This is a genomic window from Streptococcus sp. 3613, assembly GCF_013277375.1.
GTDB lineage: Bacteria > Bacillota > Bacilli > Lactobacillales > Streptococcaceae > Streptococcus > Streptococcus pseudopneumoniae.
Window position 1 is genome coordinate 1 of record NZ_VMMV01000086.1, and the last position, 13,949, is coordinate 13,949.

The 13,949-nt window shown below is 38.3% G+C and carries 9 protein-coding genes and 3 pseudogenes; 2 read left to right on the forward strand and 10 right to left on the reverse strand.

Annotation, left to right across the window (positions count from 1 at the left end; translation table 11 throughout):
• From HT708_RS12005 to HT708_RS09795, 9 genes and pseudogenes are all read right to left on the reverse strand, one after another.
• The coding region (locus HT708_RS12005) for a PspC-related protein choline-binding protein 1 (RefSeq protein WP_240156222.1) at positions 1-4,245 on the reverse strand (4,245 nt) is incomplete at its 3' end.
• Positions 4,246-4,394: 149 nt separating this feature from the next.
• Positions 4,395-4,946 (reverse strand): GNAT family N-acetyltransferase, encoded by a 552-nt coding sequence (locus tag HT708_RS09755; RefSeq protein WP_172926318.1) that lies wholly within the window; start codon positions 4,944-4,946, stop codon positions 4,395-4,397.
• Between the two features lie 349 nt (positions 4,947-5,295).
• Positions 5,296-6,120, reverse strand: coding sequence for an ammonia-dependent NAD(+) synthetase (nadE, locus tag HT708_RS09760; protein WP_023936400.1), 825 nt, complete (start codon positions 6,118-6,120; stop codon positions 5,296-5,298).
• Positions 6,117-7,577, reverse strand: coding sequence for a nicotinate phosphoribosyltransferase (locus tag HT708_RS09765; RefSeq protein ID WP_049552260.1), 1,461 nt, complete (start codon positions 7,575-7,577; stop codon positions 6,117-6,119). Before HT708_RS09765 ends, nadE begins: the two co-directional genes overlap by 4 nt.
• Positions 7,578-7,692: 115 nt before the next feature.
• Entirely contained in the window at positions 7,693-8,181 is a 489-nt protein-coding gene (locus HT708_RS09770; protein WP_016398781.1) for a DUF6773 family protein, read from the reverse strand.
• Positions 8,171-8,380 (reverse strand): helix-turn-helix transcriptional regulator, encoded by a 210-nt coding sequence (locus HT708_RS09775; protein ID WP_001812672.1) that lies wholly within the window; start codon positions 8,378-8,380, stop codon positions 8,171-8,173. The genes HT708_RS09770 and HT708_RS09775 overlap by 11 nt, the downstream gene beginning before the upstream one ends.
• A 385-nt stretch (positions 8,381-8,765) precedes the next feature.
• Positions 8,766-9,487: pseudogene (locus HT708_RS12010) on the reverse strand (hypothetical protein).
• A gap of 15 nt (positions 9,488-9,502) precedes the next feature.
• Positions 9,503-10,363: pseudogene (locus HT708_RS09790) on the reverse strand (ABC transporter ATP-binding protein).
• 357 nt (positions 10,364-10,720) lie between these two features.
• A pseudogene (locus HT708_RS09795) lies at positions 10,721-10,906 on the reverse strand (U32 family peptidase C-terminal domain-containing protein); the annotation flags it as partial.
• Between HT708_RS09795 and HT708_RS09800 the strand changes: the two are divergent.
• The gene (locus tag HT708_RS09800; protein WP_345889805.1) at positions 10,849-11,748 is read left to right on the forward strand and encodes a site-specific DNA-methyltransferase; all 900 of its coding nucleotides are present in this window, start codon (positions 10,849-10,851) and stop codon (positions 11,746-11,748) included. The pseudogene HT708_RS09795 and the gene HT708_RS09800 overlap by 58 nt on opposite strands.
• 286 nt (positions 11,749-12,034) lie before the next feature.
• On the opposite strand, the gene guaA is transcribed toward HT708_RS09800, so the two are convergent.
• Complete coding sequence (guaA, locus tag HT708_RS09805) at positions 12,035-13,597, reverse strand: glutamine-hydrolyzing GMP synthase (RefSeq protein ID WP_172926319.1); 1,563 nt, start codon at positions 13,595-13,597, stop codon at positions 12,035-12,037.
• Between the two features lie 75 nt (positions 13,598-13,672).
• Here guaA and HT708_RS12015 point away from each other — a divergent pair, with 75 nt between their 5' ends.
• Positions 13,673-13,876 carry a hypothetical protein gene (locus HT708_RS12015; RefSeq protein WP_240156224.1) on the forward strand — a complete coding sequence of 68 codons (204 nt, stop codon included), beginning with the start codon at positions 13,673-13,675 and terminating at the stop codon, positions 13,874-13,876.
• Positions 13,877-13,949: the final 73 nt, after the last annotated feature.

Sequence of the window (13,949 nt, forward strand, 5' to 3'; positions counted from 1 at the left end):
TGCCATGGAACCATTAGAGTTGAGATAGTACCATGAACCATTCACTTGTACCCAACCTGTTGCCATGGAACCATTAGAGTTGAGATAGTACCATGAACCATTCACTTGTGCCCAACCTGTTGCCATGGAACCATTAGAGTTGAGATAGTACCATGAACCATTCACTTGTACCCAACCTGTTGCCATGGAACCATCAGTATTATAAAAATACCACATACCATTTTCTTGTTTCCAACCTGTTGTTGGAGCAACTGGTTTAGCTGATTCTACTGCTGCGTTTGTTCCTTGGTTAGATGTAACAGATACAGGATACGAAGGAATAGATGATTGCTCAGGAACAACAACTTTTTCAGGTTCTCTCGTCCCTCTCCTTATACGTCTTTTTACCATCTCTTTAGTAATTTGACGAGAAGTAGTTTCTTCAATTGTTCCATCACGTTCATCTACAGTATAAATTGTAGTAAGCGTAATTTCACCAATTTCTCCTGCTTCTTCTACTTCTTGACCTTTATAAAGAGTTGGGTCATCGAGATATTCTGTTTCGATTGGAATTTCTTGGACAAGAACTTGGGGCTTGGTTCCTTTTTTAACAACTCGTGTTTGAGAGTCTTCTTTTTGACTTAAAGTACTCTCAGTTACTTGTCCACTCTTTCCATCTACATCATAAGTTATCGTTGTAACTGTTTTCCCATTCTTTCCTAGAGTAATCTCTTGCTCCTGTCCTGCAGAAAGGTCATTATCTGCTTCATATTTAGTAGCAAATGGAACAAGAACTTCTTCAACCTTGCTCTTGGCAGGAACTTTGATAACTGTGTCTGTCGGTTCTTTTCTGTCTACAGTAACCTTTTCGGTAACATGACCATTCTCTGGATTAACATCGTAGGTCCTTGTTGTAGTTACATAGCCATCCTCTCCATCAATCATCTCAATAGAAGCTCCTCGGTCTCTACTCTCATCTTTTTCATAACGGATGACACTTGTAGGAAGGACTTCGCGGTCAACCTTGCTTTTGGCTGGAACTTTGATAACTGTATCCGTAGCTTCTTTTCTATCAACAGTAACCTTTTCGCTAACCTTACCAGTCTCTGGATTAACATCGTAGGTCGTCGTTGTGGTTACATAGCCATCCTCTCCGTCAACCATCTCAATAGAAGCTCCTCGGTCTCTAGTCTCATCTTTTTCATAACGGATGACACTTGTAGGAAGGACTTCGCGGTCAACCTTGCTTTTGGCTGGAACTTTGATAACTGTATCCGTGGCTTCTTTTCTATCAACAGTAACCTTTTCTCTAACCTTACCAGTCTCTGGATTGACATCGTAGGTCGTCGTCGTGGTTACATAGCCATCCTCTCCGTCAACCATCTCAATAGAAGCTCCTCGGTCTCTACTTTCATCTTTTTCATAACGGATAGCACTTGTAGGAAGGACTTCGCGGTCAACCTTGCTTTTGGCTGGAACTTTGATAACTGTATCCGTGGCTTCTTTTTTCTCTACGGTAACCTTTTCGGTAACCTTACCAGTCTCTGAATCAACATCGTAGGTCGTCGTCGTGATTACATAGCCATCCTCTCCGTCAATTGTAACAGGATTTTCACTACGGTCTCTAGTTTCATCTTTTTCAAAACGGATAACACTTGTAGGCAGAACTTCACGCTCAACCTTACTTTTAGCTGGAACTTTAATAACTGTATCCGTGGCTTCTTTTTTCTCTACGGTAACCTTTTCGCTAACCTTACCAGTCTCTGAATCAACATCGTAGGTCCTTGTCGTGATTACATAGCCATCCTCTCCGTCAATTGTAACAGGATTTTCACTACGGTCTCTAGTTTCATCTTTTTCAAAACGGATATTTGTACTTTTTTCGGCGATGCGTTTTTCTACCTTATCTTTAGCTGGAACTTTGATAACTGTATCCGTGGCTTCTTTTCTATCAACAGTAACCTTTTCGCTAACCTTACCAGTCTCTGGATTAACATCGTAGGTTCTTGTCGTGGTTACATAGCCATCCTCTCCGTCAACCATCTCAATAGAAGCTCCTCGGTCTCTACTCTCATCTTTTTCATAACGGATGACACTTGTAGGAAGGACTTTACGCTCAACCTTGCTTTTGGCTGGAACTTTGATAACTGTGTCTGTCGGTTCTTTTCTGTCTACAGTAACCTTTTCTGTGACCTTACCAGTCTCTGAATCAACATCGTAGGTCCTTGTCGTGGTTACATAGCCATCCTCTCCATCAACCATCTCAATAGAAGCTCCTCGGTCTCTACTCTCATCTTTTTCATAACGGATGACACTTGTAGGCAGAACTTCACGCTCAACCTTGCTTTTGGCTGGAACTTTGATAACTGTGTCTGTCGGTTCTTTTCTGTCTACAGTAACTTTTTCGGTAACCTTACCATTCTCTGGATTAACATCGTAGGTCGTCGTCGTGGTTACATAGCCATCCTCTCCGTCAATTGTAACAGGATTTTCACTACGAGCTTTACTTTCATCTTTTTCAAAACGGATGACACTTGTAGGAAGGACTTCACGCTCAACCTTGCTTTTGGCTGGAACTTTGATAACTGTATCCGTGGCTTCTTTTCTATCAACAGTAACTTTTTCGGTAACATGACCAGTTTCTGGATTGACATCGTAGGTCGTCGTCGTGGTTACATAGCCATCCTCTCCGTCAATTGTAACAGGATTTTCACTACGAGCTTTACTTTCATCTTTTTCATAACGGATGACACTTGTAGGAAGAACTTCACGCTCAACTTTGCTCTTGGCAGGAACTTTGATAACTGTATCTGTAGCTTCTTTTCTGTCTACAGTAACCTTTTCGGTAACCTTACCATTCTCTGGATTAACATCGTAGGTCCTTGTCGTAGTTACATAGCCATCCTCTCCATCAATCATCTCAATAGAAGCTCCTCGGTCTCTACTCTCATCTTTTTCATAACGTATAACACTTGTGGGAAGAACTTCACGCTCAACCTTACTTTTAGCTGGAACTTTGATAACTGTATCCGTGGCTTCTTTTCTGTCTACAGTAACCTTTTCGGTAACATGACCATTCTCTGGATTAACATCGTAGGTCCTTGTCGTGGTTACATAGCCATCCTCTCCGTCAGTTGTAATAGGATTTTCACTACGGTCTTTTGTTTCATCTTTTTCAAAACGGATAACACTTGTAGGCAGAACTTCACGCTCAACCTTGCTTTTGGCAGGAACTTTGATAACTGTGTCTGTCGGTTCTTTTCTGTCTACAGTAACCTTTTCTGTGACCTTACCAGTCTCTGAATTAACATCGTAGGTCGTTGTCGTGGTTATAGTTCCGTCCTCTCCGTCAATTGTAACAGGATTTTCACTACGGTCTTTAGTTTCATCTTTTTCAAAACGAATAACACTTGTAGGAAGAACTTCACGCTCAACCTTGCTTTTAGCTGGAACTTTGATAACTGTATCCGTGGCTTCTTTTTTCTCTACGGTAACCTTTTCGGTAACATGACCAGTTTCTGGATTGACATCGTAGGTCGTCGTCGTGATTACATAGCCATCCTCTCCGTCAATTGTAACAGGATTTTCACTACGAGCTTTACTTTCATCTTTTTCAAAACGGATATTTGTACTTTTTTCGGTGATGTGTTTTTCTACCTTATCTTTAGCTGCAACTTTATAGATAATATCCTTTGATTCTTTTTCAATGGTAGATGTTGTTTCTCTAATTGTTACTTCACCTGTTTTATCATTTACATCATATGTTGTAGTGATTTTTCTAAGTCCATCTTCTCCATCACTTTCTGTTAAAACATTACTTCCAACAGGGCGAGTGTCATCTTTTATATATCTAATAAGAGAGCTAATCGTTTCGGTAACTACAGTAGGCTTTGTTCCCACTTTGATAACTTCTGTTTGAGGTTGAAGAATAACAACGTCAGATTTCTCGCTGACCAACTGTAAAGTTGTAGATGAATATGTTTTTACGGTAGCTTTTATTCCTTTTTTACCAGGTGTTTTTGTTTCTTTCGTTCCTTTAGGAAGATTGTCATCTCTTTCGTATATTGTTTCATAGGGGATATCTTTTCGGTTATCTTGGGTTTCAAAATTATCATCCAATTCACTTGTCACATCTGCCCCATCAGCATGAACAAAACTTGTATTCAGGACTCCTCCTAAAAATAAAGTTAGCCCGATTATCACAGAACCAAAAATCTTTCCGAGTTTACGTAATGCATAGCGCTTATTGGTATTAGATTTTACCATTACATCCTCCTTCTAAAAATTACTACTTCTAGTATAGCATCTTTTTTGGCAAATGTTAAACAATATGTTTCATACATCAAATAAACTTAGAATGCCATTTATTATATTTACAATAAATAGTTGACTTTGATAGAAACAGAAAATAGAATTCAACATTCTTCCCTACTTATCTGATAATAAATAAGATCCGCAAGATAGCCTTTTCTCTCTACACCATTAACAATCGTTTGTAGATAGGACATTCCAGCCTTCTCCATGACACGACCTGAAGCTGGGTTGAGACTAGCATATCGAGCTTTGACTTTTTGAAATCCTACTTGAGTAAAACAAAAGTCCAAGACAGCTTTTAAGGCCTCTGTCATCATACCATTTCCCCAGTAAGCCTTGCCTAACACATAGCCAATTTCACAGCTTAAATCAGCCTCGTCTATCTTAACAATGCTGATATCTCCTATCACTTGCTCTGGGTTTTCTTTTAGACAAATAGCCCATTTGTAATAGTTGGGATTAGTATAGGAAGCAACCCAGTTACGAATCGAATTTCGAGTCACCACGACATCAGGATGGGGATCCCAGGTAACATAGGTCAGATTCTCAGCGGATGAAGCCCAATTTTGAAACATAGCTTCTGAATCACTCTCCACAAATCTTCTTAAAATCAAACGTTCTGTCTGTAATATTTGCGTACCGATAGCTTTCATGATGCTACCTCACTTCCTTATTTCTATGCTCGTAGTAAAAAGGCTCAACTCAGTAACAGCTAGAAAACGAGTTTGTCTTCTAATTTCTTGACGCAGTCGCTGCCTGGTTTGAAATGCGCTCTAGCAAGCTTTTTCAAACCTAGTAATCGTTGCAGGGGTAAGACGATGAAATCGAACTCTTCGAGTTACCGAATCTGCCTCATTTTCTTATTTCTAAACTCGGGGTTCAAGATCCCCCAGACCTTCTCTCACTTTCTTATTTCAAGGTGAGAGGCTGAAAACCTCCACTGGAGGTTATTCTTGCTCTCGAGTTTCAAGGCAAGAAGCTAAAAAGGTCCCCCGGACCTTTTTACTCCCAAAAGTCATCAAATACGGTGATGGGTAGGTGGCGTTTATGTTGGCCTTTGTGCCACCAGTTTTCGATTCTTGCTTGGGCTTCTGGGCTGATTGTTTTGCCTTCTAGGTAGTCGTCAATCTCTTCATAAGTGACTCCGAGGGCTACTTCGTCAGCTAGACCTGGTTTATCTTCTTCTAGGTCTGCTGTTGGGATTTTTTCATAAAGGGCTGGGTCTGCACCAAGTTCCTTCAAGAGTTGTTTTCCTTGACGTTTATTGAGGCGATAAAGAGGGAGAATATCTGCACCACCGTCACCAAACTTGGTAAAGAAACCTGTGATATTTTCCGCGGCGTGGTCTGTCCCAATGACCGCTCCACTATGGGCACCCGCAAGGGCATATTGGGCAATCATACGACTACGAGCCTTGATATTGCCCTTGTTAAAATCTGAAACAGGACTACCTGTCGCTTCAACAGCAGCTGTCATAGCGTCAGCTGATTCCTTAATATTGACGACTAAACTGACATCTGGCTGGATGAAGTCTAGGGCTTTTTGAGCGTCTGCTTCATCGGCTTGTACTCCATAAGGCAGGCGGACAGCGATAAATTTGTAGCTGTCGTCTCCCGTTTCTGCTCGCAGTTCTTCCATAGCTAGTTGAGCCAAACGACCTGCCAAAGTCGAGTCCTGCCCTCCAGAAATCCCTAGCACAAAAGTTTTAAGAAAGGGATGTTTTTTCAGGTATCTTTTTAAGAAATCAATAGAACGACGGATTTCTTCCTGGGCATCAATCACTGGTTTGACACCCAGCTCTTGGATAATCGTTTCTTGCAAACTCATTCTTCTTCTCCTTCACCGAGGGCTTCCTTGCGCATTTTGTCAATCAAGTCCATCTTGTCTTGCCATACATCACGCGCCAAATCCACTGGATAGTGCTGCGGATTGAGTACACGCTTGTACTCATCCCAAAGCTTGTCAAATTCCTTACGAGCATAATCCTGAATCTCAGTCAAGCTAGGCAAGTTATAAATCAATTTCCCGTCTTTGAAAATATCCACCAAGAGAGGAACAGCATCAAAATTACGAACGGTCTTCTTGATGTATGTGTAAGTCGGATGGAACATCTTGATTTCAGTCATGCTGGCAACATCAACACCATCATAGGTTATGTAGTCGCCTTCTGACTTGCCTTTTTCACGACTGGTAATGCGCCACACCTGCTTCTTACCTGGCGTAGACACTTTTTCCGCATTATTAGACAGCTTGATGGTATTGCGCATGTTCCCATTTTCATCTTCGATTGCAACAATCTTGTAAACCGCCCCAAGAGCTGGCTGGTCATAGGCTGTGATCAGCTTGGTACCCACGCCCCAGACATCAATCTTGGCCTTTTGCATCTTGAGGTTGAGGATAGTATTTTCGTCCAAATCATTAGAAGCATAAATCTTAGCCTCTGTAAATCCAGCCTCGTCCAGTTGCTGACGGACTTTCTTAGAAATGTAGGCAATATCCCCAGAGTCAATCCGCACACCCATAAAGTTAATCTGATCACCCAGCTCACGCGCCACCTGAATGGCAGCTGGTACACCGATGCGAAGGGTGTCATAGGTATCCACAAGAAAGACACAATTTTTGTGGGTCGCAGCGTAAGCCTTGAAAGCTTCATAGTCATTGCCATAAACCTGTACCAAGGCATGGGCATGGGTTCCCAAAACAGGAATGTCAAAGAGCTTACCCGCACGCACGTTGCTGGTTCCATTGGCGCCACCAATCACCGCTGCGCGTGTTCCCCAGATGGCCGCATCCATTTCTTGAGCCCGACGTGTCCCAAACTCCATCAAGGGTTCATCTTCGATAACCGAACGAATACGAGCTGCCTTCGTCGCCACCAAGGTCTGGTAGTTGACGATGTTCAAAAGAGCCGTTTCGACCAACTGACATTGGGCTAGAGGTCCTTCCACCTGCACAATCGGTTCATTAGCAAAAACCAAATCCCCTTCTTGGGCAGAACGAACGGTCAACTCCAACTTGAAATTGCGAAGGTAATCCAAGAACGCCCCATGATAACCAAGCGACTCCAAATAGGCTATATCACTATCTGAAAAACGCAAGTCTTCAAGATAGTTCACAATTCTTTCCAAACCTGCAAAAACCGCATAGCCGTTCTTAAAAGGCTGTTGGCGGAAATATACCTCAAAGACCGCCTTCTTATTGTGAATCCCTTGGTCAAAGTAAACCTGCATCATGTTGATCTGGTACAAGTCCGTGTGCAATGTCAAACTATCATCTGGATACATACTTTTCCTACTTCCTTAGCTAGAAACCCATGAAAATTTTCAAGAACTTTCATGTATTCCAATAAATTAGTACTATTATATCACATTTTAGCTGGATTGAGAAAAGAGTAACAAGCTATTCTCCACTCTCCAATTCATCCATATCTTGTTCAAATTTTTTCTGAGCCCATTCGCCATAGCTCTTAAGACCAAGATTGCCAATAAAGACCCATGGAAGGTAAATGATATAAGTAATGACCCAAGCAGACAGGTATTTAAAATTCAAAGGATTGTGCTGATAAATTTCTATGTTGAATTGATAATTCTGCAACATCAAAAGAGCCGTAATAGCCAAGGTTAGGAAAAAACAACCCAAAATCGTAAAATGAAAACGACTATAGTAGGTCACTCCCAGATAACGGGCACGATTGAAAAAGTAAAATGTCCCTATGATGATAACGATTAGCAGCATATTAGAATTAAAAAGGCTTGGTGCTAATACTGAAATGATATAAGATAGGAGCGACAAAGCAATGCAGATATAGAAACTTTCAGAGCCCGCTTTATTGAACAGTTGTTCTTCTCTTTCGTCTAGTAATTGATAATAATAAAATCTATTTTTCATCTTCTTCCTCCCAAAATAGTTGGTCTAGGGTTTTCCCTAAACATCTGCAAATAGACTGGCAGAGCGAGAGACTGGGATTGTATTTTCCCGCCTCTATCAAACCAATAGTCTGGCGTGTCACCCCGACAGCCTCTGCCAATTGACCTTGAGTTAAATCAAGCTCTACCCGAGCTAATTTTAATTTTAAATTTTTAGCCACCTGCGTCCTCCTTATAGTTTTAATACTCATCTACTCTTAAAAAATCCAAAACCAACACAAGCTATCAGCTATTTATTATAACCCCATTAATTTGCACTCCAGTATTATCTTCAGCCGAAAATCAGTATTTTAGGTTGTTTGAAATAAACTTCCTAGTTTACTCTTTTATTTTTATTTAGTATTAGCTTTAGTAGGATCTTTTAAACGAGTTTTTATTGCTTATATTTCTTGTTTAGTTTAGTTGGTTTCATATCACTATTATATAATGCTTTTGGAAATGAGCCTAGTATAAGTCAAAAACGTGTTGAATAGTGAAATCAGGAGCATACCAAGATGACTGATTTTTTTATTGTATTTTAGGTATGCAAAATAATACTAAATGAAACTAAAATGAATACTTCTTGCTTTTCTTGAGAGTGAAAAAGTACAATAAAATGATTGTAGTGATTACCACAAGATACTGACTAATAGACATCGTATTTGAAGCCACAAATACAGGTAAAGAATAAAAAGGAAGAAGTTCAATTGCTTTGATAAACAAATCATTACTAGTATTCATCATCATCGTATTTAATATATTAGGGATAAAGAGTAGTAAAGCTACTAAAATACCAAGCCACTTTTCAATTTGTATAAATAGAAAATGTAAGATAATAGAAAATAAAATAGGACTAACAAAATTGTATTGACTACAATAGCTACTATAAAATCTAATCCTAAAGCACCTGGAACACCCAATTTACTTACGATGACTAGTAGCACAATGCCATTCAAAGCATAAATAATGGAAACTGAGATGGCATATAGAAAATTAGACAAGACGTAAATCATCCGATTTTTCTGTTGATTATAAAACAAACTTACCGTATTGTGGGAAAAATCTCTACTAATGACTCGATTAGCATGTATAACAGCCATTAACATACTGGGCATAGCATAAAAGTTTGAAATATGCTTAATACCTAGCGATGTCCCTTGAGTCTTTAGAATAAAGAATGTAGCCAATATCGGCGGTATAAACGAGATAAGCAAACCGAGATATATTACGCCTGATGAATATAAATTTCTTATATTTCCCTTAAGAAAATTCAATTTATTTAATTTCATGATGATAACCTTCCTTTATTTTGAACGATTTAGATAAATATCTTTAAGCGTCTCTTTTTTAGTTTCAAAATCAACTACTTTAATAGAGTTTTCGTTAAAAAATTTAAAAAGCTCACTACTTTGAATATTTCCAGACATCGTAATTCTCAGTCCCTCTTCCTCCCAAATTCTTATTTGGTAATGAAAATGTCTCTATCTGTAGCTGATGAAAAAGCTATCTCAAACAAGCAATTATGACTATCTTTTCCTACTTTTTGAAATGTCAAAAGCCCGTTCTCCAAGAAAAGAACCCTCTCACAAATTTTTTCAATCTCTTCTAATTTATGACTCGATATTAAAATTCCCACATTTTCATGTAAAGCTAAATTTTTTAGAACCGCTAAAACTATTTGTGATGATTCAATATCTAAACCATTAGTCGGTTCATCTAAAATCAATATATCAGGTTCCGTAACGAGAGTTAGAAGCAAAGCTAATTTTTGTTTTGTACCCAAAGAATAGGTCTTTACTTTTTTATTAATAGACTGAGTCAAATCTAACTCTTGGATCAAACTTCTAAATCTTTCTTGATTGTAGTCAACACCATATAAATTTGACAAATATTTTAAATTCTCTAAACCTGTTTTAGATAAAAATAATTTTGGTTCTTCGATTAAATACCCAACATTATCACTGCTTATAATATTACCTGAAGTCGGTTGATTATTCTGAACAAGAATTTTCATCAACGTACTCTTACCAACTCCATTTCTCCCTACTAGACCAACAATTTCACCCTTGTTAAGTGCAAAATTTATATCTTTGAGAATGATTGAATGACCATAATGCTTACTTACATTTATAACTTCCATTTTTTATTCCTCCATCAATATTCATGGTTTGCTCTTTGATTCTTATTGAGTTTAAAAAGTTGCGCCTCTTTTTAACAACATTATATCATATATCTAACTTAATGCAATATATAAATGTCATTTTGTAAAATTTTATTAATAAAAAAACTCTCTACAACAAAATAATAGAGAGTTTTCTGCTTATTAATTTTTTTCAAAATATCTAAGACATCGCTTCTTTGTTTAATTTGATAGGCTTTGATACCTAAGCTCCGACTTTATCACTTAAAAAATAAAAAAGGACAGCTAATCTCTTGCGCATCAAGGGATTTCGCCATTCTTTAATCTCGTTTAAGTGTTGTATATGGAGCTTTGCATAATTTTTTAAAACTAAACAACTACATTAAGCTCGAACTGTGACACTAGTTCCATCTTCTTTGTAGAGATTGATGAGTCCTTCTTTTAATGCACGAACCATGTCTCCTGCTTGAACAGGTTGTGGGACTTTGATTGTCAAGAGTTCCATCGGATTTGGAGCGCGATCGATTTTATTGCCTTTGGCATCGTGAAGATCCTCAATATAGGTTTCAATTTGAAGATACATGGACTTCGATTGAGGATTACAAAGAATTTTTATCTGTAAGATTAGAAGAATGCAAAAGAGTGCTAAAAAATAGTGGCAGTATTTTCGTTCATTGTGATAAAATTGCAAATCATCATATTAGATTAATTTTAGATAATATCTTTGGAGCAGATATGTTTCAAAGCGAAATTATATGGAACTATAAACGGTGGTCTAATTCAAAAAAGGGATTATTGAACAATCATCAAAACATTTACTTTTATTCAAAGTCAAAAGATTTTAAATTTAATACAATTTTTACAGAGTATTCTTCTACTACAAATATCGACCAAATACTAGTGGAACGAAAACGAGATGGAAACTCTAAAACTATATATAAAGTTGATAATAATGGTAACTATCTTCTAGCAAAAGAGAAAAATGGAGTTCCCCTTTCAGATGTTTGGAATATACCATTTCTTAATCCAAAAGCTAAAGAAAGAGTAGGTTATCCTACACAAAAACCTATTCTGTTATTAGAACAAATTATAAAGATTGCTACTGATAAAAATGATATAGTTTTAGACCCGTTCTGTGGAAGTAGAACTACTTTAGTAGCCTCCAAGATTTTGAATAGAAATTATATGGGGATTGATTTATCTGAGGAAGCTATCAATATAACTCAGCAACGTCTGGAAAATGTTATAAAAACAAGTTCAAATTTATTGAATAAAGGAATCGAAGCATATAGAACCAAAACTGAGGAAGAGGAAAACATTCTTAAATTATTACAGGCAAAAATTGTTCAAAGAAATAAAGAAATTGATGGTTTTTTACCTAAACATTTTCAAAAAAAACGATACCTATAAAAATTCAAAAAAATAATGAATGTCTGAATGAAAGTATCTCTTTATTACAGAATGCTATAAACTCCAAAAAACTTGATTTTGGAGTAGTTATAAAAACTCATTCAGATAATTTATTATTTGATTTTGATACGATTCCTGAAAATATAATAGTAATTGACCATTTTGAACTTACAATCGAAAAATGGTTAAGTAAAAGTCAACAGTTACTGTAGTTTGCAAATTATTTACAGAAAGAACAAAAATGCTCTGAAACACTGATTTCAAAGCATTTTTTGTTAGTTTAAAATTACTCCCACTCAACTGTTGCTGGTGGTTTACTTGTAATGTCGTAGACGATACGGTTAACGTGATCCACTTCGTTTACGATACGTACTGAGATTTTTTGAAGGACTTCCCAAGGAATTTTGGCAAAGTCAGCTGTCATACCATCGATAGAGGTAATAGCACGGATTGCAATCGTGTAGTCATAAGTACGACCGTCACCCATAACACCGACTGAACGAACACCTGTGTTAACAGTGAAGTATTGCCAGATATCGCGGTCAAGACCAGCCTTTGCAATTTCTTCACGAAGGATAGCGTCTGACTCACGAACTGTTTCTAGCTTTTCTTCAGTGATTTCACCCATAACACGGATAGCAAGTCCTGGTCCTGGGAATGGTTGGCGCCATACGATATGATCTGGCATACCAAGCTCTGTACCAAGGGCACGAACCTCATCTTTATAAAGAGTATTGAGTGGTTCAATCAATTCAAACTGCATGTCTTCTGGAAGACCGCCAACGTTGTGGTGTGACTTGATCGTTTGAGCTGTATCTGTACCAGACTCGATAACGTCTGTATATAAGGTACCTTGAGCAAGAAATTTCACATCTTTGAGCTTGCTGGCTTCATCATCAAATACATAGACAAACTCGTTACCGATGATTTTACGTTTTTGTTCAGGGTCAGAAACGCCAGCAAGTTTGTCAAGGAAACGTTTAGCAGCGTCTGCTTTGACGATATTCAAACCAAACTTACCACCAAGCATGTCCATAACTTGGTCCGCTTCTCCTTTACGAAGAAGACCGTGGTCTACGAAGATACAGATCAATTGATCGCCAATAGCCTTTTGGAGAAGAACTCCAACAACTGAAGAGTCAACCCCACCTGATAGGCCAAGAAGGACACGTTTATCACCGACGGTTTCACGAATTTTTTGGATCTGCATATCAATGAAGTTATCCATTGTCCAGTCGCCTTTAGCCTTACAGATGTTAAGGGCAAAGTTACGAAGGATATCATTTCCGTATACAGAATGACGAACTTCTGGGTGGAATTGGATACCGTAAATGTGTTTATCTGGGTTTTCGATGGCTGCGTACGGGCAGTCAGCTGATGTACCTGTACGAACAAAGTCAACAGGAATCTCAGTAACCGCATCACCATGGCTCATCAAAACAGTCTGCTCGTCTGGTGTTGATTCAAAAAGAGCTGATGGTGTGTGAGTAAGAGTTGATTGACCGTATTCACGATTTCCAGCATCACCTGCAGGAACAACTTTTCCTCCAAGTTTATGGGTCAATAACTGCATACCATAACAAATTCCCAAAATTGGAATTCCAAGTTCGAAGATTTCTGGGTCAATATCAAATGAACCATCTTCGTATACAGAGTTTGGACCACCTGATAGGATAATTCCTACAGGATTGATTTCACGAACTTCAGCAGCTGAAATTTTATGGCTTTTTAGTTCCGAAAAAACACCAATCTCACGGATACGGCGTGAAATCAGCTGGTTGTATTGGCTACCATAGTCCAATACGATGATTTTTTCTACATCTTGCAAATCAGTTGAAATGTTGCTCATCTTTTTCCTTTCTCAAAAGAAATATCTTTTCCAATATTCTATCACAAATAAGGGCGAATTACCAACTAATACTCAATGAAAATCAAAGAGCAAACTAGGAAGCTAGCCGCAGGTTGCTCAAAGCACTGCTTTGAGGTTGTAGATAGAACTGACGAAGTCAGCTCAAAACATGGTTTTGAGGTTGCAGATAGAACTGACGAAGTCAGCTCAAAACATGGTTTTGAGGTTGCAGATAGAACTGACGAAGTCAGTAACATATATACGGCAAGGCGACGTTGACGCGGTTTGAAGAGATTTTTGAAGAGTATGAAACGAAAAGGAGGTAGGTCATTGTACTAGCCTCCTTTTGATA

Excerpts from the sequence above, each read along its gene's own strand:
- HT708_RS09755 (WP_172926318.1), bottom strand. The coding sequence starts at position 4,946 with ATGAAAGCTATCGGTACGCAAATATTACAGACAGAACGTTTGATTTTA.
- nadE (WP_023936400.1), bottom strand. The coding sequence starts at position 6,120 with ATGAGTTTGCAAGAAACGATTATCCAAGAGCTGGGTGTCAAACCAGTG.
- HT708_RS09765 (WP_049552260.1), bottom strand. The coding sequence starts at position 7,577 with ATGTATCCAGATGATAGTTTGACATTGCACACGGACTTGTACCAGATC.
- HT708_RS09770 (WP_016398781.1), bottom strand. The coding sequence starts at position 8,181 with ATGAAAAATAGATTTTATTATTATCAATTACTAGACGAAAGAGAAGAA.
- guaA (WP_172926319.1), bottom strand. The coding sequence starts at position 13,597 with ATGAGCAACATTTCAACTGATTTGCAAGATGTAGAAAAAATCATCGTA.
- HT708_RS12015 (WP_240156224.1), top strand. The coding sequence starts at position 13,673 with ATGAAAATCAAAGAGCAAACTAGGAAGCTAGCCGCAGGTTGCTCAAAG.